This is a genomic window from Agromyces sp. NPDC055658, from assembly GCF_053618155.1.
Window position 1 is genome coordinate 55,277 of record NZ_JBSHHD010000021.1, and the last position, 25,377, is coordinate 80,653.

10 protein-coding genes are annotated in these 25,377 nt (G+C 71.8%); 6 read left to right on the forward strand and 4 right to left on the reverse strand.

The features are described 5' to 3' along the window. Nucleotides 1–19 precede the first annotated feature (19 nt). Nucleotides 20–9,223 (reverse strand): SpvB/TcaC N-terminal domain-containing protein, encoded by a 9,204-nt coding sequence (locus ACWGPE_RS11580; protein ID WP_452048742.1) that lies wholly within the window; start codon nucleotides 9,221–9,223, stop codon nucleotides 20–22. A 182-nt stretch (nucleotides 9,224–9,405) separates the two neighbouring features. On the opposite strand from ACWGPE_RS11580, the gene ACWGPE_RS11585 reads away from it, so the two are divergent. Then, nucleotides 9,406–12,453 carry an ATP-binding protein gene (locus ACWGPE_RS11585; protein WP_452048743.1) on the forward strand — a complete coding sequence of 1,016 codons (3,048 nt, stop codon included), beginning with the start codon at nucleotides 9,406–9,408 and terminating at the stop codon, nucleotides 12,451–12,453. A gap of 296 nt (nucleotides 12,454–12,749) precedes the next feature. After that, nucleotides 12,750–13,952, forward strand: coding sequence for an MFS transporter (locus ACWGPE_RS11590; RefSeq protein WP_452048744.1), 1,203 nt, complete (start codon nucleotides 12,750–12,752; stop codon nucleotides 13,950–13,952). Nucleotides 13,953–14,006: 54 nt separating this feature from the next. Here the strand turns inward: ACWGPE_RS11590 and ACWGPE_RS11595 are convergent, their stop codons facing one another. Continuing rightward, nucleotides 14,007–14,825 (reverse strand): shikimate 5-dehydrogenase, encoded by an 819-nt coding sequence (locus ACWGPE_RS11595; protein WP_231429670.1) that lies wholly within the window; start codon nucleotides 14,823–14,825, stop codon nucleotides 14,007–14,009. Between the two features lie 113 nt (nucleotides 14,826–14,938). Next, nucleotides 14,939–15,451, reverse strand: a complete 513-nt coding sequence (locus ACWGPE_RS11600) for a DUF3817 domain-containing protein (protein ID WP_275505204.1) — start codon at nucleotides 15,449–15,451, stop codon at nucleotides 14,939–14,941. A gap of 118 nt (nucleotides 15,452–15,569) precedes the next feature. Here ACWGPE_RS11600 and ACWGPE_RS11605 point away from each other — a divergent pair, with 118 nt between their 5' ends. Further along, nucleotides 15,570–16,103 carry an adenine phosphoribosyltransferase gene (locus ACWGPE_RS11605; protein WP_231429672.1) on the forward strand — a complete coding sequence of 178 codons (534 nt, stop codon included), beginning with the start codon at nucleotides 15,570–15,572 and terminating at the stop codon, nucleotides 16,101–16,103. Between the two features lie 6 nt (nucleotides 16,104–16,109). On the opposite strand, the gene ACWGPE_RS11610 is transcribed toward ACWGPE_RS11605, so the two are convergent. Beyond that, nucleotides 16,110–17,711: an AMP-binding protein gene (locus ACWGPE_RS11610; protein ID WP_452048745.1), complete on the reverse strand. Its 1,602-nt coding sequence runs from the start codon at nucleotides 17,709–17,711 to the stop codon at nucleotides 16,110–16,112. A 130-nt stretch (nucleotides 17,712–17,841) separates the two neighbouring features. Between ACWGPE_RS11610 and ACWGPE_RS11615 the strand changes: the two genes are divergently transcribed. From ACWGPE_RS11615 to ACWGPE_RS11625, 3 genes are all read left to right on the forward strand, one after another. Next, nucleotides 17,842–18,270 (forward strand): Fur family transcriptional regulator, encoded by a 429-nt coding sequence (locus ACWGPE_RS11615; RefSeq protein ID WP_231429674.1) that lies wholly within the window; start codon nucleotides 17,842–17,844, stop codon nucleotides 18,268–18,270. Between the two features lie 132 nt (nucleotides 18,271–18,402). Next, on the forward strand, nucleotides 18,403–19,872 hold the full coding sequence (locus ACWGPE_RS11620) for a catalase (protein WP_452048746.1): 1,470 nt from the start codon (nucleotides 18,403–18,405) through the stop codon (nucleotides 19,870–19,872). A 267-nt stretch (nucleotides 19,873–20,139) separates the two neighbouring features. Further along, entirely contained in the window at nucleotides 20,140–25,329 is a 5,190-nt protein-coding gene (locus ACWGPE_RS11625) for a family 78 glycoside hydrolase catalytic domain (protein ID WP_452048747.1), read from the forward strand. Nucleotides 25,330–25,377 lie beyond the last annotated feature (48 nt).

Below are 25,377 nucleotides of genomic sequence, written 5' to 3' on the forward strand. Positions count from 1 at the left end.
GCCTCGCCGCGGCCCGTGCTCAGCTGCCCGTCGTCTTCGGCGGTGTCGGCAGCGGCTTCTTCGCCTGACCGCTCGACTTCGCCTTCGTCGGCGTCGCAGGCAGCGGCTTCGTCGTCGGCGCGACCGTCGCCTGGGCGCCGCCGCCGGCGCCGCCGGCGGTCGCCGTCGACGTCGACGGCTGGCTGCTGTTCACCGACGGCGTGCCGCCCGCCGTCGCGTTGCCGGCTCCGCCGCCCGGCGCGTTCGCCGTCGCCGCGGTCTTGTCGCCGCCGAACTTCGCCCGCTTGCCGTACGGGGCGCCGAGCTTCACGGTGCCCTCGTCGAGGTCGATGTCGATCAGCGGGTTCGGCTCGGCGATCTCGGCCGTGTCCTGCCACTTCTTCGCGGCATCCCGGTCCATGCCCACGCCGAGCCGCACGAACGCCTTCGGCAGATGGTTCGCCTTGCCGGCGTCCATCGCCTGACCGACCGCCCCGAGCGCTGCGAAGCCCGACATCTTGCCCGCGGCGTCGCTCTTGTCCCACGCCGCCCTGACGACGTCGTTGGCCTTCGCGATCGTGAAGAGCGCGCCGCTCGGGTCGTTGTACCTGATGGCGTTCGAGCCCGCGTACGCGTACGAGGCCTGCAGCTCAGGAGAGCCGATGAGGCTGAACGGGTCGCTGAGCGCCGGATCGACGGTCAGGAACAGCTCGCGCCGCGCGTCGTACCAGCGCTCGCCGAAGTCCATCAGGCTGCGCCGCTCGTCGGTGTACGCGCCCGCGTACTGGTACGGCGTGCGGTACACCGTCGAGTGCTCGTCGATCCACACCTCGCCGGTCGGGAAGTACTCCTGGTGCTGGAACGTCTGGCCCGTCGCGTCGGTGACGACGTTGGTGCTGCCCTGCAGGTCCTTGTGCAGGAAGTAGCGCTGACCCTCGGCGGCGTACGGATCGTCGCCCGGGTCGCGCTGCTGCGCGATCAGCTCGTCGTCGACCCAGACCTGCTTCGTGAGCTCGTTGCCGTTGCGCACCGTGACCCACGGGTTGATGAACGCCGTCTCGCCGTTCGGACCGCGCTCGATGACCCTGCGGCCCTCGTCGTCGTAGGCGTACTCGGTCGTCTCGCCGTACTCGTCGACGAGCACCATGTGGCCGGCCCAGTCCCAGCTGATCTCCCGTGCGATCTTCGCCTTCTTGCCGGTGCCGTTGACGATCTGCGTGAGCTCGCCGTCGGCGTCGTAGTGGAACGTGTCCTGCCCCTGCGTGCTCACCTGGTGCGGGCCGTCGGCCGCGAACGTGCGGTTGAACGAGTACGAGGTGCCGGACTGCACCTTGCTGCCGAGCTTGTCGACCTGCGCCTTCTTCACGACGTTGCCGGCGTCGTCGAAGTCGAGGTCGAACGTGTAGCTGCGGGTGTTCTTCCACACCTTCGCCGAACCCGAGGCGTCGACGAGCCGGTCGTACGGGTCGTAGCCGTACGTCATCGACACGGGGCTGCCGAACAGGTTCGTCACGGTCGACGGCACGTCGTTCGAGTACTTCGTCGGGTTGCCCACCTTGTCGTACTGGTACGTCTGGTCCTGCACCTCGGCGTAGTGCGCCGGGTTGCCCTTGAGCGGCCGGTCCGCCGAGACCGTGCGCACGTTGTCCATCCACCTCGTCAGCTCGTCGTAGCTCCAGGTCGTCGTCGCGCCGTTGCCGTAGTCGATCGCGGCGGGCACGAGGAACTCGTCGTAGCGCCGGTCGTTCACGTAGTCGTAGTGCCACGTGGTCGGCTCGTCGGTGTACGTCGGGTTGCCGTCGGCGTCGAGCACGGGGTTGCCGTCGGCGTCGAGCACGGGCACCTTCACGAGCCCGGGTTCGTCGCCCACGACCGACCTGGTGAGCCCGCCCGCGTCGTAGTCGTAGGTCAGCACCTCCCCGTCGGGATAGGTCATCGTCTCGACGCGGCTGAGCCCGTCGTACTCCCACTCGGTGGTCCACTGGAACCGCGGGTCGCCGGGCACCCAGTTGTGCAGCTTGATCTCGCTGAGCTGGCTCGTCGTGTTGCCGAGCGGGTCGTAGCCCAGCGTGACCACGCGAGCGGCGTCGTCGATCTGCACGATCCGGCCGGCGCCGTTGTCGGGCGCGCCCGCCTCGCCGTACGTGTACGTCACGTCGGGGGTGTCCTCGGGATAGTCGATCTTCACGAGGTTCTGCAGCTCGTAGTGGTAGGTCGTCTCGACGTCCTCCTCGCGGAGCGTTCCCGAGACCTCCTTGACGACCTTGCCCTCGGCGTCGTACCACGTCTCCACGAGGCCGCCGTCGGGGGTGTCGGTGCTGGTCTTGTTGCCGACCCCGTCGTAGGTGTGGGTGGTCTCGTTGCCGGCGACGTCGACGACCCGCAGCAGCTGGCCGAGGGGGTCGTACCCGTAGCGCGCGGTCTTCGGGGCCAGCAGGTCGGCCGGGTCGGGGGTCGCCGGGTTCAGCGGCTGGTCGTCCATCTGCAGCTCGTTGCCGCGGATGTCGGTGAACGTCGTCGTCACCCGGCCGCGCGGGTCGGTGCTGACGGCTCGCATCACGGATGCCTCGTGGCCGGCGACCTCGGCGTCGCCGAAGCCGTACGTCGTCGTCGTGGTCCGCGCCCCCGGCTCGGTCTGCAGCGTCTCCTGATCGAGCAGGTTGACCTCGCGGACCGTCTTCGTCGCGACATCCGAGGTCGCCGTCTCGTAGGTCGTCTGCGCGACCGTGTCGAACGTCGGCCGGTAGGTCTCGACCTCGTGGCCGAAGACGTCGTAGACGACGGCGCCGCTGACGACGCGCCCGTCGGCCGGGACGCCCTGTGCGTCGACGACCCGCGCATCGCGCTTCTGCTGCGTGATGCGGCCGGTGCCGTCGGCGAACTGGACCGTCTCGATCGGGTCGTCGTTGAACCGGTCGGCGTGCCGCGCGATCGCGTAGCCGTATGCGGGGGCGTTCGGGTGGTACTCGAACGTCACGGCGTCGGCCTGCAGCGGGTTGCTGATCGAGGCGGGCCGACCGAGGCCGTCGTAGGTGTACGACGTCGTGTTGCCGTTCGCGTCGGTGCGACTCGCGACCGCCCCCGACGCCCAGTCGAAGGTCGCGGTCGAGGTCATGCCGGTGCGCAGCGGCACCGGATCGGTGTCGGCCTCGTAGTCGAGGAAGACGTCGACCTCGTCCTGGCTGCCGAAGTCGTACTCCGTCACCTCCGCGATGTTCGCGTGGCCCACGTTCGTGTCGTAGACGTACTCGACCGCGTAGCGCACGCCGCCCTCGCCCTCGGGATAGACGATGCGGTTGTAGCTGCCCCACGAGTCGTACTGCAGCTCGGTGACGGCGGTCTCGGTGTCGCTGATGCGCTCCTCGAGGTGGGTCACCGACTGGTTGTCGCAGACCGCGTCGCGACCGTCGCGCTGCCGCATCACGTTGCCGTCCGAGTCGAAGACGGTGATGACCGCCGGCACGCTCACCCACGTGGGGCACACGTCGGGCGAGAAGATCGGCGAGGCCTGCTCGTCGCTCGGCATCGGGTAGTACGGGGTGTCGCCGAAGCAGCCGAGGCCGGCCGAGTAGTCGCCCCCGTCGTCGACCTCGACCTCGGAGGACGAGATGCGGCAGTCGGCGTAGTCGGTGACGGTCAGCACGTCGTCGGCATCGGTCTCGAGCTCGCCCTCGTCGAACTGCTCGAGCACGTTGCCGAGGCCGTCGTAGGTGAAGCTCACGCTCGTCTCGTTGCCGACCGTCGTGCCGTCGGCGGCGAAGTAGCGCTCCTCGCTGTCGACGACGAGCGGCGCGTACGACCACGTGAGCGACTCGGTTCCGGTCAGGGTCGGGATGGCCGTGTCGATGTCGACGAGGTCGGCCTCGGCGAGCGGGTCGAAGCCGTCGGCGACGCCCTGCACGTCGCGGATGCCCCAGTCGAGCGTTGCGGCGCGCAGCTTCTTGCCGCTCTGCGCGTCGCTCACGACCATCGAGGTCTGCAGCCCGGCGACGAACACGTCGTCGTTGAGGTACTCCGTCTCGGTGGTGCGCTTGGCGACGCCCTGCTCGTCGAGCTCCTGCTCGGTGACCTTGCCGAATCCGAGCGGCTGGCGGAACAGCCGGTCGAAGCGCAGGTCGTCGTACGCGAACGTCGACACCGAGACATCCGCACCGTCGCCGGGCCGGCCGTCGTCGACCGCGACGCGGCTGAGCGCCCACGTCGAGCCGGGGTGCGCGACCGTGTTGCCGTACCGCTCGTAGTCGAGGCTGACCGTGCCGCCGAGCGGGTTCGTGTACGACGAGAGCAGGTTGGTGCGCCCGGTCGTGTTGCGCTGCACGGCCACCTGGTGGTCGTCGGTCGACGCGAGCGAGTCGACGAAGCCGTCGCCGTCGATGTCCTCGAGCGTGACCTCGGAGAAGCTCACCGAGTTCTGGTACGAGGCGCCGGGGTTGATGACGAGGTAGCACGCGACGAGGCACAGCGGGCCGGCGTACACGGTGAAGTCGACGCCGCCGCCCATGCCCTGCGAACGGTCGTACGACACCTGCGGCGACGCGCCGAGGTCGGCGACGCCGACACCGGCGGCGCGGGCGAAGTCGCCGAAGTCGACCGCGGGCGCGAGGCCCGACCCCGTGCCGAACTCGACCGTCGGCTGCTCACCGGCGGACGGCTTGTGCAGGCGGTCGGGGATGCCGTCGCCGTTCACGTCGAGCCACGCGAAGCGGGCCATGTCGTAGTTCCAGTTGAACGAGACGCCGCCCGAGAACTCGCCCCACGGCGTCGCGAAACCGGCGGACGCGTGGGCGCCGATCGACTCCTGGGTGTTGAAGCCCCCGGTCGCGAGCGGCAGCACCGCGTCGGCGAACGAGTAGCCGAGGTTGTAGCGCACGAACACGCCGCTCGGGTTCGTGTAGACGACGTCGGGCAGGCCGTCGCCGTTGACGTCGGCGAGCTCCTGCGACATCTGCGCCGTGTCGCCGCCGCCGGTCGGGATGTCGGAGAGCGCATCGGGCGGGCCGTAGTCGGCCGAGAGCGGGCCGCCGGAGGGGCCCGACTCGTTCGGGTTCGTGAACGACACGTCGAATCCGCCGCCGACGCTCACGCCGAAGCCTGCGCCGAGGCCCGGATCGCTGTCGGAGGCCTTGCTGCCCTTCGACGCCGCATTGCCCTGCGTCGTGTTCGTCTTGCCCTTGTTGTTGGCCGAGATGTCGACGAGGCCCGCGTCGAGGCCGCCCGATGCGTTCACCGTGAAGTCCTGGTTGACGAGCCCCTTCCTCGGGGTGGGATCCGCGACGGTCTTCTGGAAGATGCCGCGCTGGCTCGTGTACTGCACGTTGCCGGGCGTGATGACGTCGGGGTAGCCGTCGCCGTTGAGGTCCTCGTAGTCGACGAGGCTCCAGCTCGGGCCGATGCCGACCGACCCGCCGAGCGGGCCGAAGCCGAAGCCGAGCGAGAGGCTCGGACCGGTGACCGAGATGCGCGTCACACCGCTCTTCGAGGCCCCGTCGTCGACGCCCAGCGAGACCGTGTCGCTCGACAGGCGCGAGGAGCGCATGCGCTCGGCCGACGCGGCGAGGTTGTCGCGGGTGCCGCGCCACTGCGGGGCGTCGAGCGGCGATGCCCCCTCACCGAGCGAGTCGGGATCGAGCAGCGGCAGGTACGCGTAGGCGGGGTCGATGTCGGGCTCCGCCTCGCACTCGGTCACCGGGCCCGTGCACAGGTCTTCGAAGCCGTCGGCGGGCTCCGCGGACTGCGCGGCGGCCTCGTCGATCACGAACGCGTCCTCGTCGACGGGTTGGGTCGCCTTGCCGCCGCTCGCCGTGTAGCCGGCGACGCCCCACCCGCGGTAGGCGAGGGGGAAGATGCCCTGCCGGCCGGTCCACGTCATCACGACGGGCGGCGTCACCTCCTCGGGGACGGCCTCGTCGGTGCGCAGCGTCACCGCGAACCCGTCGGCCGACAGCGCGTCGGCGAGCGCGGGCTCGCGCACGCTGAGCTCGAACCAGTACTCCTCGCCGTCGACGAGCCCGAACGACTGGTCGGGCGGCGTCGCCGTCGGGTCCGTGAGATCCACCGAGGTCTGGTCGACCGAGGCGCCGAGCGTGACCTGCTTCTTCCAGACGAGGCCGTCGCGGCTCTTGATGCTGAGCACGACGTCGCGGTTCGGCAGCTCGTCGGCGATCGGCGAGAGCACGGCGTGCTCGATCTTCAGCTCGCCGTAGTCCTCGGTGTCGTCGGCCGTCCACGGCGCGAGCACCTCGGCGGTCGACCGGTTCGGGTACTGCTCGATCTCGGGCGCGAGGTCGACGCGCTTCGTGTCGGTGAGCACGCCGTCGATCTCCTGCTGCACCTCGATCGGGTCGCCGTTCTCGTCGGTCGCCGCGGTGTAGTGGATCGACGGGTTCCACGAGATGGCGGTGAGGTCGATCGACGAGTCGACCCCGAGGTGCGCGTGCACCGTGTCGGTCTCGGGCTCGGAGGCGGCGTCGTCGGGGTCGGCGGCCACCGGACCCGACACCGGCGTGTCCGCCGTGAACGCGATCGTGCCCACGAAGTCGCCGGGGATCATGCCGTCGGTGATCGTGACGTCTGCCGAGCCGTCGTCGGGCGTGCCGACCGCGTCGGGGATGGCGACCGGCAGCACCGTCGTGGGATCGGCGTCCGTGCGGTCGACCACGAGCCGCACGTCGTCGCTCGTCGCCTTCGACTTCACGACGGTCGCCGTGAAGCGCACGGTGCCGTCGTACGGCATGACGACGCGCGTGTTCGGGCGCCCGGCGAGCGTGAAGTCGTCGGCGATCGAGTAGACGGTCTGCGACAGTCCGTTGACGTCGAGCGGCACCTCGACGGTGTCGTCGGGCACCGGGTCGACCGAGCCCTCGTCGACGACCGCGTCGCCGCCGATCGCCGTGTAGGTCACCGTCGGTGCCCACGCGACCTCGTCATGAGCGCCGTCGTCGATCGAGCCGACCCGGAAGTAGACGCGGTCGCCCGCCTGCACCTCGAGCGGGGTGGCCGCGTCGAACGCGACCGATTCGTCTCCGGGGGTGGCGGGATCGTCGGCGACGAGCGTCTCGACGACCTCGCTCGCCTCGTTCAGCTGGATCGCGACGCGAACGCCGTCGTCGCTCGCGGCCGCCTCGGGGGAGTCGAGGTCCGCTGCGCCGGTGATCGAGACGGTGCCGTCGAAGGGGGCGACCCAGCGCCGGACCGTGTCGATCGGCGGCGAGGCGGACTGCAGTCGCTGCTGCAGCGCGTCGAGCTCGGTGCTGTCGACCTGCGGCGTCTGCCCGCCGGTCGCGAGCGGCACCGGCGTGCCCGTGCTGCCGGCCTCGAAGGACGGGACCCCGTTCTTCAGCCGGTTGAAGTAGACCGATCCCTCGTGCACCAGGTCGGGCAGCCCGTCGGCGTTGACGTCGGTGAAGTACACGTCGCCCCAGGCGACCGCGCCACCGACGCCGAACGAGGCGGTGACGACGATGTGCGCCTCGACCGCGACCTGCAGCTGGAACTCGTGGTCGCGCGAGAGCCCCTTGCCGGTGAGCGTCGTGAGCGGCACCGGCGCGCTGAACTCGGGTTCGCCGTCGGGTCCGCCGAGGTTCAGCCGGTACCAGACCTCGTGCTTGTCGCCGTTCGCGTCCGTCTTGCCGGCGTTCTTGAACACCTTGTCGGGAAGTCCGTCGCCGTTGAGGTCGATGAACTCCTCGAGGCCGTCGGTCTGGCCGCCGCCGACCTGGATCGATGCCCCGAAGGAGCCGACCTTCTGCGGGATGGCCGGGTTGAACCCGATGTAGGCGTGGCCCTCGGCCGAGTTCGACTCGGAGCCCCCGAGCGCGCCGGCCGTGACGTTCTCGTCGAGGAACAGGCGGTCGCCGAGGTCGTCGTTCGCGCCCGTCTCGCCCGTGTTCCACGTCGGATCGGTCGCGAACCCGGCGTAGCCGGCCTGCGAGTACCCGACGTCGTTGAAGTACTGGAAGGTGTGCGTGACGGCGGCGGGGGTGCCCGCGCCCTGCGTCACCGTCGACAGCAGGGTCTTGCCGAACGGCCCGGTCTTGTAGCCGAGGTCGTAGCGCGTGGCGAGCTGGTCGTAGTCCCGACCGCCGTCGACCTGGAGGTCGCCGTACCAGACCTCGACGCTCGCGAGCCGCTCGGCGAGCAGGTCGAGGTAGCGGCCGGTGCCGTCGAGCGTCGAGTCGGGGCGCAGCGGGTACTTCGCGTTCGTCTCCGACGCGGGGTCGACGAGTTCGGTCTGCCGGATGAAGCGGATCTCGTACGGCGGCTGCTCGTGGTAGCCCTCGACCGGATGGTTCTCGTCGGAGGCCTCGGCGGCCTCGGTGTAGAAGATGCTGCGCAGGAACGTGTGGCGAGCGCACAACGTGTCGGCGTCGTCGTCGCACGAGGCATCCGCGACCCAGCCGCCGTCGACCGAGGCGTCGTAGCGGTACCGCAGCGTGTCGTACGCGTACCGGAACATGTTGACGCCGACGTCGCGCTGCGCCGAGAGCAGCCACTTGACGATGTTGCCGTCGTCGTCCTTCACGATGGAGTCGGGGTCGAGCGCCCCCGTGTTCGGGCCGGGCTCGACGAACCCGCGGGTCACGCCGAGCGGTCCGCCCATCGGCCCGCCGGCGTCGGGCTTGGCGCCGTACCAGCGGATGCCGCCCATCTTGTCGCGGACCTCCCACCAGTAGTTCTTCGGGCTGTCGCCGTGGCGGATGATCTGTTCGTACTCGGTCTCGACCTGGCGCGTGAAGTCCTGCCGGTCGGCGATGCGGTCCTCCCACGCGTCGCCGAGGGCGTTCGGCACGAGCATCGCACCGTCGAGCGAGTACGACTCCGACTCCTTGTCGGCGTCGAAGTACGGCACGCCGTAGCTCGTGTCGACCTCGACCGTCCCGACGCCGAGGTCCCAGCCGATGCCGGCCCAGCTCGACTCCGTGGCGGAGGCGTAGTCGAGCGAGAGCTCGGGCGTCATGCCGCGTCCCTGCGGGACGATGAGCGGGTACGACAGCTGGGCGCTGCCGTCGCTGGATGCCTCGGGCGCATCGATGAGCGCGAGGCCCTCCGCCGGATCGGCGTACTGCAGGCCGTCGAACGACCCGTCGCCGAGGTCGTCGGGCGTGAGCAGCGACTCGCGTGCGAGGGTCTCGCCGGGGTCGGCGGCACCGCCGAACCCGCCCGTCGCCGCGAATGCCCCGGTCGCCAGCAATCCGAGTACTGCGACGACCGCCGCCGTCTTCACCGCCGTGCGCTTTGCAGACATCGTCGTCCTCCGTCGGCCGATCCCGTCCCGCGCGCGGAGTGCGCGGGTCGAAGCCCAGTCGACCCCAGAACTGGTGCCGTGTCATGAAGAAAGCCTTCAAGTAGCCTTCAACCGGGGGGACGGCGTCGTCGACGCGTGCGGCGACGCCGATGGGATTCCGAGTGGATGAACAAGGGTGTCGCATGACCGGGCGATCGGGTGGTTCGGCCGCCTTCGTCGCGCCCGACGCGTACTTCTTCGACGGTCATCGCTTCGAGCCCGCCACCGGGACGCTCGTGCTCGACGGCGGCAGGGCGCGCACCGCCCGTCTCGCGGGCGGGGAGCTGCACCTCCGTCCGAAGACGGCGGCGGTGCTCACCGCCCTGCTCGAGCGCGCCGGCGGACTCGTCACGAAGGCGGAGCTCATCGACGAGGTGTGGGACGGCGCCACGGGCGACGAGTCGATCGCCGTCTGCGTCGCCGAGCTCCGGAGACTGCTCGGGGAGCGCGCCGACGACCCGCACTACGTGGCGACCGTGCACCGGCGCGGGTACCGGTTCGGGGCGCCGGTGACGACCGCGCCGCGGCGCGAGGGGCGCGGCGGGCCGGGGCCGGTCGGACGGGAGCCGGAACTGGGCGAGCTCGCCGCGTGGCGGTCGGCCGCGACCGCGGGCGACCGGGTCGTCGGCTTCGTGGCGGGCGAGGCGGGTGCGGGCAAGACGACGCTCGTCCGCGAGTTCGTCGCGAGGCTCCTCCCGGAGCGACAGGTGCTCGGCGAGGGGCGCTGCGCGACGCCGTCGTCGGAGGCGTCCGGGCCGGCGCTGCCGTTCCAGCCGTTCCTCGACGCCATCTCGGCGATCTGCCGCGGACCGGGCGGCGCGAGCTTCCGCGAGATCCTGTGGCGGACCGCCCCGACCTGGCTGCTGCAGCTGCCGGAGCTCATCGAGCCGGCCGCCGTCGAACGCCTGCGCCGTCGCGCCGTGGACCGGTCGATCGGCCGCATGATGCGCGAGGCGGCGGCGGCGTTCGACGCGATGTCGGCCGTCGCCCCCGTCGTCATCGTCATCGAAGACCTGCACGCCGGCGACGACGCGACCGTCGAGCTCGTCGCCCACCTCGCCGACCGGGCGTCCCGTGCGCGACTGCTCCTGATCGCCACCTATCGGGGTGAGGAGGTGCCGGGAGGCGGCGAACTGGCCGACGTCATCGGCCGCCTCGTGGCACTCAGGCGTGCCGAGCACCTCGAGCTCGGACCGCTCGACGCCTCGGCCGTGGCGAGCCTGCTGGCCCGGTCGGAGCGCCGGCGTCCGCCCGGGCCCGAGGTCGTCGCGGCGGTGCTCGACCGCTCCGAGGGGAATGCGATGTTCGTGTCGGCACTCGTCGCCCGGCTCGTCGAGACCGACGGCGTCGATGCGAGCGGAGGCTCGCCGATGACGACGGCCCAGCTCGCCACGGCCGAGGTGCCGGTCGCGGTCGAACGCCTCATCGCCGATCGCCTCGATCGCCTGCCCGCCGGGGATCGCCGCGTGCTGCTGGCGGCCGCGGCCGTGGGCGTGGAGTGCTCGGTCACCGAGGCCGCGGCCGCGCTCGCCGTGCTCGCCGACGGCGACGGCGCGGATGACGGCGGGGTCGACGCGGCCGGCGTGGCCGGCGAAACCGACGTCGGGCGCGCGCTGGCGCGGACCGCCGCGAACACCGGGGTCATCGTCGAGACCGAGCCGATCGTCTGGCCCGACGGATCGGTCGACGCGTGCTACCGGTTCGCCCACCGCCTCGCCCGTGACGTACTCGACGCCCGGCTGGGCGCGGCGGCGCGCATCGCGGTGCACCGGGCGATCGCGGAGCGGCTGACGGCGCGCGCGACGCCGGGATCGCTGGCCGGCACCGCGGCCGAGCACTACGAGCTCGGCCGCCAGCCCGACCGGGCCGCCGAGCAGTACGCGCGCGCCGCCGAAGCGGCGCATCGTGCACTCGACACGCGACGCGCCCGCGAGTACGCCGGCCGAGGCATCCGACTCGCCGCGGGTGCCGGTGCCGGCGTACCGGCCGCCGTCAGGCTACGGCTGCACCTGCAGCTCATCGCCGCGCTGCTCGGCGAGCACGGGCCGTCGGCCGAGGACCTGGGGGATTCGCTCGCCGAGGTCGAGGTGCTCTGCGGGTCGGCCGACGATCCGATGCTCGTCGCCCGCGCCCGGCACGTGTTGTGGAGCCTCGCGTTCATGCGCGGCGACCTGGTGGCGGCCGGCGCCCTGTTCGTCGACTTCGAGGTCGCCGTCGCCGACGTCGACGACGCGGTGCTCGCGACTCAGCTCGCCGATGCGCGGGCACTCACGTTGCTCGCCGAAGGGTCGCCGGCGCTCGCGCTCGCCGTCGTCTCGCGGCCCGAAGCGGCGGGCGCAGGGTTCCCCGGTGGCTCCGACCGCCCGGAGGCGGTCGTCGTCGATCGGTCCACGGCCGCGCTCGCGAGCTGGCTGGTCGGCCGAGCCGACGACGCCAGGGCGCTGGCCCTCGACGGGTTGCGCGTCGCCCGGGAGTCGGGCGCACCAGGAATCGTATGCCGGAGCCTCTGGCCCGTCATCGCGGTGCACCAGTTGCGCGGCGAGCGAGCCCGGGTGCGCCAGTACGCGGCCCAGCTCGCCGCGGTGGCCGAGCTCGACGAGCATTCGCGATGGCGCTCGGTCGCCGCGCTCTTCGACGGGTGGGCGCGCCCTCCGGGCCCGGGCGCGCGGTCGGGCGCGCGCGAGACGGCGCATCCCGCCGAACGCCTGATGGCCGGCGGCATGGGATTCGGGCGGCCGTACCATCTCGCGGTCGCGGCCGAGACCGCGGCGCTCGCGGGCGACCACGAGCGCGCCGACGCCACGATCGACGAGGCGCTCACCGCGGTCGCCTCGACCGGGGATCGCTGGTACCACGCGGAACTGCTGCGCGCCCGCGCCGAGATCCTGGTCGCGTCCGCTCGGGGCCACCCGGAGCGGGGCGTCGTGGCCGAGATCGACGAACTGCTCGAGGAGGCGGTCGCGGTCGCTCGCGCCCAGGGCGCTTCGGCGATCGAGGTGCGAGCGCTCACGGGTCTCGTGCGGCGCGGCGATCGGACGACCGACGGCGCCGTCCATGCGGGGGAACGGCTCGCACAACTGCTCGACGAGCTCGGTGAGGGCATCGCCCGCGTCGACCGCGCCGCTGCCGTCTCGGCACTGCGCGCGTCGGGTGCGGCGCGCCACGTCGGTTCCCCGGCCCTCCGCAACTGACCCGCGCGACGAGCGCCGCCACGTCAGGCGGCGAGCGCCGCCACGCAAGGTGGTCTCGGTCGTCGGTTCCCGACGGCCGCTCGAACGCTGCCGCGCACTCGCCGCGCAGGGTGGTCTCGGTCGTCGGTTCCCGACGGCCGCTCGAACGCTGCCGCGCACCCGCCACGTAAGATGGTCCTGGTCGTCGGTTCCCGACGGCCCTGGGCGCGCCCATCAGCGCGCAGTCGACCCGCCGCCGGCATTCGCGGAGCCCCGCCCGCCGCCCTCGGGACGCCATCCGCTTCAGGACTCCTCCAATGACGTCGTCAACCCCCGTCAGCCGTACCCCCGCGCCGCCGTTCCCGTGGCTCGGGCTCATCGTGCTCGCCGCGGCCGTGTTCCTCTCGGTCACGATCGAGATGCTCCCGACCGGTCTCCTGCCCGACATGAGCAGCGGCCTGCAGGTCGGCGAGCCGCTCATCGGCGTACTGGTCACGGTGTTCGCCGCGACCGTCGTCGTGCTCACCGTGCCGCTCGCCGCGCTCACGAAGCGCGTGCCCCGCCGCACGCTCATCGTGCTCACGCTCGGCGTGCTGGCGCTCAGCTGCCTGCTCACCGCGGTCGCGCCGAACTACCCGACGGTCGTCGCGACCCGCGTGCTCGGCGGTGCCGCGCACGGCCTGTTCTGGTCGGTCGTCGGCGCCTACGCCGGCCATCTCGTGCCCAAGGAGCAGCTGGCCCGCGCGGTGTCGATCAGCGTCGCCGGCGGTTCGGCGGCGTTCGTGCTCGGCGTGCCGCTCGGCACCGCACTCGGCCAGGCCTTCGGCTGGCGGCTCGCGTTCGCGTGCGTCGGTGTGCTCACCCTCGTCGGCGCCCTGCTCGTGCAGCGGTTCCTGCCGCCGGTGCGGCATCATGCGGGCGAGGCGGATGCCGCGCCCGTGCGCATCCGCAAGGACCCGACGTTCGTGCCAGTCATCGTGGTGTGCCTCATCACGGCGGTCGCGATGGTCGGCATGTACACGTTCTACACGTACATCGCGCCCTACATGACCGACGTCATGGGGCTGCCGTCGAGCGCGATCAGCCCCATGCTCCTGGCGTACGGCATCGCGGGCGCGGTCGGCCTCGTGCTCGCGGGCGCGGTGCTCGGGCGTCGCCCGACGCTCGGTCTCGTGGTCGCCATGGTCGCGACGGGGCTCGGTGCGGCGGGGCTCGCGGCGTTCCCCGACGTGCCCGGGGTCGGCATCGCGAGCTTCCTGCTGTGGGGCACGGCGTTCGGCGCCCTGCCGACGATGCTGAACACGCGACTGCTGCACTCGGCGTCGGCCAAGATCCGCGACGCCGCGGCCTCGTTCTACACGACGGCGTTCAACACCGGCATCGGCGGCGGTGCGCTGCTCGGCGCCGCCCTGTTCGGCGTGATCGGCCTCGCGGCGCTGCCGTGGGTCTTCGTCGCCCTGCTCTCGTGCTCGACGATCGCGCTCATCTGGACGGCGCTCGTCAATCGCGTCCACCGCTGAGCAGCTTCCGGTCGTCGAGGAGCGGTGGCGGGGTGCCGGCCCTGAGGTCGGCGACTACTCCGCGCGCGAGAACGCCGCGGCGCGGGCGATCTGCTCGCGGGTGATCGGCACGCCCGTGTAGCGCTCGAACTGGCGCGCCGCCTGCAGTGCGTGCACCTCGGCGCCCGAGATGACGGTCCTGCCAGCCGCGCGGGCGGCGACGATGAGCGGCGTCTCGGCCGGGAACGCCACGACGTCGAACACGACGGATGCCGCGGCGATATGGGCTTCCGAGAACGCGAGCGTCGAGGCATCCGCCCCCTGCATGCCCAGTGGCGTGACGTTCACGATGACGTCGAACGCGCCCGGCCCCGGGTCGGTCGCGACCCACTCGTAGCCGTACTGCGCGGCGAGCACCGGGCCGAGCTCCGCGTTGCGGGCGAGTACCGTGAGCTGCTCGAACCCGGCCTCGCGGAACGCCGCGACGACCGCCTTGGCCATGCCGCCCGATCCGCGCACGAGCACGCGCAGCGAAGGGTCGAGCCCGTGGTCGGCGATCAGCTGGGCGATCGCCTCGAAGTCGGTGTTCGACCCCGTGAGCACCCCGCCGTCGTTGACGATCGTGTTCACCGACTCGATCGCCGCCGCCGACGGCTCGACGACGTCGATGAGCGGGATGACGGCCTCCTTGAACGGCATCGAGATGCTCGCGCCGCGGAGTCCGAGCGCCCGGATGCCCCGCACCGCGCCCTCGATGTCGTCGGTCGTGAACGCCTTGTAGATGAAGTTCAGGCCGAGCTCGTCGTAGAGGAAGTTGTGGAAGCGCGTGCCGAGGTTCGACGGGCGGCCGGCGAGCGAGATGCAGACCTGCATGTCCTTGTTGAGGATGGGCATGCGTCCATCATCCTCCGGTCGACACGACGCGAGTCGCCGAAAAGTGCTCCTCGTCGCTCGACGAAGCGCACTTCCTGGCGACTCGCGAGCCGACCGACCAGAGCGGTACGGAGTCAGCCGACCTTGGGCGGACCGATCATGAGCAGCGCGGCGAAGAGCGCGGCGATGCCGACGACCGCGACGACCGTGAGCAGCAGCGGCCGGGCGAGGAACCAGCGCAGCAGCCGGTTCACCCAGTTGCCGTCGGCGGGGTGATCGGTCGCCTCGAACCGCCAGTCGCCCTCGAGGTAGCCCTTGCGCACGAGCCACAGGTCGAACGGCACGGTCGCGTAGGGCACGATCGCGGTCAGCACGGCGAAGGCGATGCGACCGACGTTCCACCGCTGGTTGACGCCGACGAGCACCGACTGGAACGCGTAGGCGAGGAACACGAAGCCGTGGATCGACCCGCCGACGAGCACCGCCCACTCGAGGCCCGCCGCGTACTTCAGGATCATCGCGACGATCAGGATCGTCCAGGTGACGACCTCGGCGAAGGCGAGCAGGCGGTACAGGCGCTTCGGTGTGAGCCGGCTCGTCGGTGCAGTGACGGCGGCGGTCGCGCTCGTGGCGGGGGAGGTGGTCATGCGGTCGTGGCTCCAGAGGTCGGGATGCTTCCATGTTCGCAAGCGCGCGGGCCCCGCGGCATCCGTCGAAGGTTTGACGTCGGGCGGGCGCGCAGCCCGGCCGGAGTAGGCTGCCACGGTGAACGAGCCCGAAACCCGTGCCCTCGTCGAGTCGCGTCTCGCCGTGATCCCCGACTTCCCCGAGCCGGGCGTGCTGTTCCGCGACCTCACCCCCGTCTTCGCCGACGGCGAGGCGTTCCATGCGCTCGCCGAGGCGCTGACGGCGCCGTTCGCCGGCACGTTCGACGTGCTCGCCGGGGTCGAGGCGCGCGGGTTCCTGCTCGCGGCGGCCGCGTCGGTGGCCGCGGGCGTCGGCGTGCTGCCGGTGCGCAAGGCCGGCAAGCTGCCGCGCGCGGTGCTCACCGAGGAGTACGCGCTCGAGTACGGCACCGCCGCGCTCGAGGTGCACGTCGGCGAGCTGCCGCCCGGCACCCGGGTGCTCGTCGTCGACGACGTGCTCGCGACGGGCGGCACGGTGGGCGCGGCGGCGCGCCTCGTCGAACGGGCGGGATGGCGCGTGGCCGGCGTCTCCGTCGCGATCGAGCTCGCCGACCTGGGCGGCCGCGCGGCGCTTCCGTCCGGCCTCGAGGTGTTCAGCCTGCTGCAGTACTGAGCGCCGTCACCCTGCTGCCGCGGCCGCCTCGCGGGCCCGCAGGTCCTTGCGGAGGATCTTGCCCGACGCCGACTTCGGGACCTGCTCGATGAACTCGACGACGCGCACCTTCTCGTGCGGGGCGACGTGCGCGGCGACGTGCTCCATCACTCCCGAGGCGTCGAGCGAGGCGCCCTGCTGCAGCACGACGAACGCCTTCGGCACCTCCTGCCCGTCGTCGTCGAGCACGCCGATGACGGCGGCGTCGGCGATGGCCGGGTGCTCGAGCAGCACGGCCTCGAGCACGGCCGGGGCGACCTGGTAGCCCTTGTACTTGATGAGCTCCTTGAGCCGGTCGACGATGCGGTAGACGCCGTCGACGGTGACGGTCGCGATGTCGCCGGTGTGCAGCCAGCCGTCGGCGTCGAGCATCTCGGCGGTCGCGTCGGGCTTTCCGAGGTAGCCCGCCATCACCTGCGGACCCCTGATCCAGATCTCGCCCGGCTCGCTCGCCTCGTCGGGGGACGCCGGCACCGCGACATCCTCGCCGGTCTCGACGTCGACGATGCGGGCCTCGGTGTTCGCGAGCAGCACGCCGATCGTCGAGCGGTCGAGGTCGGGGCGGTCGACGGGGATGACGTGCGTCACGGGGCTCGTCTCGGTCATGCCGTAGCCCTGGCACACGATGCAGTCGAGGCGCTGGGCGACGAGCTCGGCGAGGGCGCCGTCGAGCGGCGCGGCTCCGGAGAACACGACCTTCACGCTCGAGAGGTCGTACTGGTCGACGAGGGGATGCTTCGCGAGGGCCACCGCGATCGGCGGGGCGATGAAGACCCAGGTGGTGCGGTGCTCGCTCACCACGCGCAGGAACTCGGCGAGGTCGAACTTCGGCATCGTGACGAGGCTCGCCCGCTGCCGGAGCGCGAAGTTGAGCAGCACGGTCATGCCGTAGATGTGGAAGAACGGCAGCACCGCGAGCACCCGGTCGCCGTCGGTGAGTGCGATCGTGGCGCTGCACTGCGCGACGTTCGCGACGAGGTTGCGATGCGTCAGCATGACGCCCTTCGGGCGACCGGTCGTGCCCGACGAGTACGGCAGCACGGCGAGGTGCGTAGCGGGGTCGAAGCTCACGTCGGGCGCGGGGCGCCCCTCGCCCAGGAGGTCGGCGAGCGAGGGATGCCCCGGCGCGCCCTCGAGCACGATGACCTGCTCGTCGGGGATGACGAGCCGCTCCGCGGCGGCGAGCACCCCCGGCAGCAGCGGGCCGACGGTCACGATCCAGCGGGCGCCGGCGTCGCGCAGCTGGTTCTCGATCTCGGCGGGCGTGTAGAGGGAGTTGATCGTGGTCGCCGTGGCGCCCGCCCGCAGGATGCCGTGGAACACGGTCGCGAACGCGGGCACGTTCGGGCAGAGCACGCCGACGGTGTCGCCGACCCCGATGCCGCGCTCCGCGAGGGCGCCGGCGAACAGCTCGATCTGGCGCACGAGCTGCCGGTAGCTCGTGGTCTGCCCGCTCGTGCCGTCGATGAGGGCCACCGCGTCGAGCCGCGCCTCGTCGAGATCGCCGAACAGGAAGTCGAACACGGAGACATCGGGGATGTCGACGTCGGGGTGGGCGCTCCGGGTCATGCGATCTCCTTCGATCCTGCGCGCCGGTCGCCGTCGACCGCGCGTGGCATTCATCCTGCTTCACTGCGCGTCCCGAGGGAAGTGCCGCGAGTTGTCTTGATTCATTCAAGACAACTGCTAGCCTGATGGCATGGACACGGCGGCGGCACCCGAGCGACTCCGCGCCGCTGGCCTCAAGGTGACGGCGCCGCGCACCGCGGTGCTCGAGACGCTCTCGAGCCCCGGGCACCTCGACGCCGAGTCCGTCTACGAGCGGGTGCGGCAGACGCTGCCGACGACCTCGCTGCAGGCCGTCTACGGCGTGCTCGCCGCGCTCGCCGGCGCCGGGCTCGTGCGCCGCATCGAGCCCGCCGGCTCGCCCGCGCTCTACGAGGGGCGCACGGGCGACAACCACCACCACCTCGTGTGCACGAAGTGCCACACCGTCGCCGACGTCGACTGCGTCGTCGGCGAACCGCCCTGCCTCGAGCCGGGCGACGCGCGCGGCTTCGCGATCCACACCGCCGAGGTCACCTTCTGGGGCCTCTGCGCCGACTGCCGATCGGAGCCGGCGGCCTAGCCCGCGGCATCCGACCCCTGCTTCCGCCGGCCCTGCCCGGCGGAGGACGAGCGCGCCCTCGCGGGGCGCTCGTCGCCGTGCCCCGGCGCGGCTCGTCACCGAACGAAACCGAACGAAGTGAAGGACGAACGCATGACGAACCACACCACCACCCAGACCGGCACCCCGGTCGCGAGCGACGCGCACTCGCTCACCGTCGGCGCCGACGGCGCGACGGTGCTGCACGACCGCTACCTCGTCGAGAAGCTCGCGCAGTTCAACCGCGAGCGCATCCCCGAGCGCATCGTGCACGCGAAGGGCGGCGGCGCGTTCGGCCGGTTCGAGGTGACGGCGGATGTCTCGCGGTACACCCGTGCGGCGCTGTTCCAGCCCGGGGCGAGCGTCGAGACGCTGCTGCGCTTCTCGTCGGTCGCGGGGGAGCAGGGCTCGCCCGACACCTGGCGCGACGTGCGCGGCTTCTCGGTGAAGTTCTACACGCCCGAGGGCAACTACGACATCGTGGGCAACAACACGCCCGTGTTCTTCATCCGCGACGCGATCAAGTTCCCCGACTTCATCCACTCGCAGAAGCGGCTGCCCGGCTCGGGGCTGCGCAACTCCGACATGCAGTGGGACTTCTGGACCCTCTCGCCCGAGTCGGCTCACCAGGTCACATACCTCATGGGCGACCGCGGGCTGCCGAAGTCGTGGCGCGAGATGCACGGCTTCGGATCGCACACGTACCAGTGGATCAACGCCGAGGGCGAGCGGTTCTGGGTGAAGTACCACTTCCGTTCGCGGCAGGGCGACCTGCACCTCGATGCCGCACAGGCCGAGGCCATCGCCGGTGCCGACGCCGACTACTACCGCCGCGACCTGCACGAGGCGATCGAGGCCGGCAACCACCCGAAGTGGGACCTGCACGTGCAGGTCATGCCCTACGAGGACGCGAAGACGTACCGGTTCAACCCGTTCGACCTCACGAAGGTCTGGCCGCACGCCGACTACCCGCTCATCGAGGTCGGCACGCTCACGCTCGATCGCAACCCGCAGAACTTCTTCGCCGAGATCGAGCAGGCGGCGTTCTCGCCGGCCAACACGGTGCCGGGCATCGGCATCAGCCCCGACAAGATGCTGATGGCGCGCGTGTTCAGCTACCCCGACGCGCAGCGCTACCGGGTCGGCACGAACTACAACCAGCTGCCGGTGAACGCGCCGCATGCCGCGCCCGTCGCGAACTACTCGCAGGACGGCGCGCAGCGTCACCACTACAACGCGCCGAACGTGCCGGTGTACGCGCCGAACTCGTTCGGCGGGCCGACCGCCGACGCGTCGGCCGCGGGCGAGGGCTCGTGGGAGGGCGACGGCGAGCTCGTGCGCACCGCGTACACGCTGCGCGCCGACGACGGCGACTTCGGCCAGGCCGGCACCCTCTATCGCGACGTGTACTCGGCCGAGGCGAAGGAGCGCCTGCACGTGACCCTGCTCGGCCAGGCGCAGGCGATCACGGTCGACGAGATCCGCGAGCGCTTCTTCCAGTACTGGACGAACGTCGACGCGGGCCTCGGCCAGGTGCTGCGCGCGGCCTACGCGGTCGCGGCCGAGGAAGGCGCGGCGGCGTAGCGAGGTCGACGGGCCGGATGCCTCCGCGGAGGGGTCCGGCCCGTCGCCGCGCCCGCTCGCTTCCGGCCCCGGGGCGCCCGTGGCGTGCCGCGGCCCGGACCGGTGTCGCGCCCCCCTTCGCGGCGGCGCTCGACGACCGAGGGGTTGACCGCTCGACGACCGAGGGCTGACCGCTCATCGGCCGAGGGGTTGACCGCTCGTCGGCGCGGTGGATAGGCTCCGACTGTCAGCAATCGATTGAAACGTTTCATCAATGAGGAGAAACGCGTGCGATCCAAACTCCGCAATGCAGCGACGGGCGTACTCGTCGCCGGCACCGTGTTCGCGTCAGTCATCTCGGCCGCACCGACGGCCGCCTTCGCGGCGGCGTCGCAGGCGCCGTCCGTGACCGTCGGCGGGCTCGAGACCAACTCGGCGAAATCCCCACTGGGCATCCCGCTCGCGGCCCCGAAGCTGAGCTGGCAGCTCGCCTCGGCCAGCCGCGGCGTCACCCAGTCGGCGTACCAGGTGCGCGTCGCCACCAGCAAGGCCGCGCTCGACTCCCCCGACGTGTGGGACAGCGGCCGCGTCGAATCGGGCGCCTCGGTCGAGGTGCCCTACGGCGGCCCCGACCTCGAGGGCGCCACCCGCTACGCCTGGCAGGTCCGGGTGTGGGACGGCGCGGGACGCGCCACCGACTGGAGCGAGCCCGCCCGCTTCGAGACCGCGCTCGCCTCGCTCGACGAGTGGCAGGGCGCCGACTGGATCGGGGCCGACACCTCGATCCCCGCCGGGTGGACCGACTCGACGATGACGTTCACCGCCTCGAAGATCTCGGGCGCGCTCGGCGTCTACTTCCGCGGCCGCGACGGCTCGAACGCGTACATGTGGCAGCTCAGCGAGAGCTCGAAGTCGCTCCGCCCGCACGTGAAGTCGAACGGCGGCTACACGGTGCTGTCGGCGACGCCGTTCCCCGCGGGCTTCGACTTCGCGGCGAAGCACGACTACGCGATCACCGTCGACGGCACGACGATCACGACGAAGGTCGACGGCGCGGTGCTCGACACCCGCACCGTCCCGACCCACACCGCCGCCGGGCTCGTCGGCTTCCGCACGAGCGGCGCCGAGACCGGCACCGTCTCGGCCGTGAAGGTCACCTCGGAGACGGGCGACGTGCTGCTCGAGACCGACTTCCCGGCGAACGACCGCACCTTCACGGGCGGCACGCAGAAGGGCGGCGACCTCGTCGTCTCGGGCGACACCGACGCCTGGTACGCGTACGGGGCCGACGTTCCGCTGCTGCGCACCGAGTTCGACGTCGACAAGGAGGTCGCCTCGGCCCGCGTCTACGCCGCCGCCCGCGGCCTCTACGAGCTCCAGCTCAACGGCGAGCCCGTGGGCGACCAGGAGCTCGCGCCCGGCTGGACCGACTACAACACGCGCATCCAGTACCAGAGCTACGACGTCACCGATCTCGTGGCCGAGGGCGACAACGCCTTCGGGGCCGAGGTCGCGAACGGCTGGTACGCCGGCCGGGTCGCGATGTTCGGCGACTCGATCTACGGCAGCGACACGTCGCTCATCGCCCAGCTCCGCGTCCGCTACACCGACGGCTCGGAGGAGGTGATCGCGACCGGCGACGACTGGCGCACCACGAACGGCCCGACGACCTCGGCCGACCTCCTCGACGGCGAGGCCTACGACGCGCGTCGCGCGGCCGAGGTCGGAGACTGGGCCGAGGCGGGCTACGACGACGGCGACTGGTCCGACGCGGTCGTGCGCCCGTCGGCCACGGCGAAGCTCGAGCCCCAGACGGCGCCGCCGGTGCGGGTCGTCGACGAGCTCGACGCGAAGGCCCTGCCGAGCCCCGCCGACGGCGTGCACGTCTACGACCTCGAGCAGAACATGGTCGGCCACGTGCGGGTGAAGCTCACCGGCGAGGCCGGACAGACGGTTCGCATCCGCGTCGCCGAGGTGCTGAACCCCGACGGCTCGCTCTACACCGCGAACTTCCGCAGCGCGAAGGCGACCGACTACTACACCTTCGCCGAGGACGGCACGGCGACGTGGGAGCCGAAGTTCACCTTCCACGGCTTCCGCTACGTCGAGATCACCGGCGTCGACGAGGCGCCGCCCGCCGACGGCATCACCGGCGTGGTCGTCGGCAGCGACAACGCTCCGACCGCCTCGCTCGAGACGTCGTCGCCGCTCGTGAACCAGCTGCAGAGCAACATCCTGTGGGGCCAGCGCGGCAACTTCCTCTCGATCCCGACCGACACGCCCGCACGCGACGAGCGCATGGGCTGGACCGGTGACATCAACGTGTTCGCGAACACCGCGAACTACAACATGGACTCGCAGCTGTTCCTGACGAAGTGGCTGCAGGACCTGCGCGACACCCAGAACGCCGAGGGCTCCTTCCCCGGCGTCGCCCCGATCATCCCCGGCCGCTTCGACGGCGGGTACGGCCGGGCCGGCTGGGCCGACGCGGGCGTGCACGTGCCGTACTCGATCTGGAAGGCCTACGGCGACACCCAGGTGCTCGCCGACAGCTACGACTCGATGAAGCGCTACGTCGACTACCTCGACGCGAGCGCGGTCGGTCACATCCGCAACGTGGGCGGGTACAACGACTGGCTGAACCTCGACGACGACACCCCGGCCACGGTGATCGACACCGCCTTCCTCGCCAAGGGCACTCGCGAGTTCGCCGAGATGGCGCAGGCGCTCGGGCACGACGACGTCGCGCAGGCGTACTTCGACCGCTACGAGGCGATCAAGGCGGCCTACGGCACGGCGTTCGTGTCGGCCGACGGCACGGTGCGCGGCGACTCGCAGACCGCGTACATCCTGACGATCATGAACGACCTGATCCCCGACGGGCTCGACGAGGCCGTCGCGACCCAGTTCGAGGAGACGCTCGCGCGTCGCGGCAACCACCTCTCGACGGGCTTCCTCGGCGTCGACGGGCTGCTGCCGGCGCTCACGAAGATCGGCCGCACCGACATCGCCTACACCCTGCTGCAGAACACCGACTACCCGTCGTGGGGCTACGAGATCGGCAAGGGCGCGACCACCATCTGGGAGCGCTGGAACTCGATCATGCCCGACGGCTCGTTCGGCCCGGTGGAGATGAACTCGTTCAACCACTACGCCTACGGCGCGGTCGGCGAGTGGATGTACCGCACCATGGCCGGTGTCTCGGCACTCGAGCCCGGGTATCGCAAGGTGCTCGTCGCGCCGCAGCCGGGCGAGGGCATCGACCGGGTCGACTACTCGCTCGAGACGCCGTACGGCACGGTCGTCTCCGACTGGCGAACGGATGCCTCGGGCACGATGCACCTCGACGTCACGGTGCCGGCGAACACGACGGCCGAGATCCGCATCCCGACGACGAGCCGCTGGGCGGTCACGGAGGGCGGCGTCCCCGCGGCGTCGGCGCGGGGCGTCGAGTTCTCGCGGTACGCCGACGGGGTCGCCGTGTTCACCGTCGGATCGGGCGAGTACGAGTTCGCGCAGGACGCGACGCTCGGCCGCCTCGGCGACACGCGCGACGCGGCGACGGCGTTCGGCGACCAGGTCTCTGCCCTCGACGAGGCCGGCTCGCTCTCGGCCGAGCAGGCCGAGGCGCTCGGCGAGTTCGCGGCGACCTTCGCCGAGCGCGCCGGCAAGGCGTGGGACTCGTACGTCGGCGACGAGCGGGGCCGCGACCGCGACCTCCGCACCGCGGCCGCGGCGCACAAGACGCTGAGCACGATCCAGACGATCTCGGCGTACCTCGACCGCGAGGTCGACCACGGGGCGCTGCCGGCGGAGACCGCCGACGCGCTTCGGGCCGTCCTCGATCCCGCCGCGGCGAAGCTGACGCAGGCGTGCGCCGCGCTCGCCGGCGCCGAGGTCTCGCTGACGGTGCCCGCCGACGGCGTGTTCCCCGGCGACGAGGCGACGGCGAGCATCGCCGTCGAGGTCGCGGGCGGCAAGAAGCTCGGCCGGGTCGCGGCAGAACTCGTCTCCGACGACGGCTTCACCGTCACCGCCGACGGCGGACGGACCCTCCCGCAGCTCTCGCCCGGTGCCGACGCCACGTTCGACTTCGTCGTGGCGGTGCCCGCCGACACCGCTCCCGGCCGCTACGGCCTCACGGGATCGCTGAACTACCGGTACGAGGGCACCGACGTCGAGATCCCCGTCGACGCCGAGCTCGTGGTTGCTGCGCCGGTCCTCGTGCAGGACGTCACGATCGAGCCCGCAACGGCGCACCCCGGTGACGTCGTCGCGGTGACGGTCGACCTCGCCAACCTGAGCGACGACGACCGCACGGGCACGGTCCGGATCGAAGGCCCCGACGGGTGGAGCGACGCGACCGCGGCGTTCGACCTGCCCGCCGAGGCATCCGCCGCGTCGAACGTCGAGGTGACCGTGCCGTACACGGTCACCGCGGGCGACGTCGCGCTCACCGCGTCGGTCGGGCAGACCGCGGAGGAGCGTCGCGCGGCGACGCTCGCCGTCGGGCTCTCGAACGCCCCCGCGGTCGTCGTCGATCACGTCGACCTCGGCCTCGCCCAGTCGGAGCGCTCGCACGGCCTCACCGCCTCGGAGCACTCGGGCACCTCGAGCGAGGCGGGCCTCACCCGTCGCTACACGCACACCTCGTACCCGGGCGGATGGTTCGAGTTCGACGTCGCCGTGCCGGCCGGCGAGCCGTTCGTCGTGCGGGCGGTCGAGACGTTCGACGGCGCGCGCCAGAAGACGTACGACGTGTCCGCCGACGGGGCGACCGTCTTCGAGCAGCGCTACGCCCGCACCGCGGGCGGGGCCGGCACGATGACCTTCCAGTTCCTGGTCGAGCCCTCCGACGCGACCGCCGACGGCACGGTGCGGCTCCGCTTCCAGGACGTCGACGGCGGCTACGACCCGTCGATCGCCGACGTCTGGGTGATGCCCGCGACGCCCGGCCTCGACGACGCCGAGAACGTGCTCGCGGGCGCCGCCGCGACGGCGCGCACGAGCCTGCAGTCGGCACCCGCGTGGAGCACGGCGAACCTCGTCGACGGCAAGCGCGAGAGCCTCGCGGGCGGCGCGAAGGGCTACACCTCGAATGGCCCCGACCGGTCGCCGACGGGCGTCGACCAGTGGGTCGCGTTCGACCTCGGCGAGGCGACGGCCTTGAACACCGTGGTCGTCTACCCGCGCACCGCCACGGCCGACGACCCCGCGGCCGACGGCACCGACGGGGCGCACTTCCCGAAGGCGTTCGCGCTGCAGGTGAGCGACGACGGCCAGGCCTGGACCACGGTGAAGGAGGTCACCGGCCAGGCCGACCCCGGCCCGCGGCCCCAGACCTACCGGTTCGACACCGTGCAGGCGCGCCACGTGCGGATCGCCGTGACCGAGCTCGGCCGGCCGACGACCGACGAGGGACGCCTCGGGTACTACCGGCTGCAGCTCGCGGAGGTGCAGGCGTTCGACCTCGGTTGACGCGAGGGGCGCCGAACAGGGGGACGGGCCGGATGCCTCGTGGTGAGG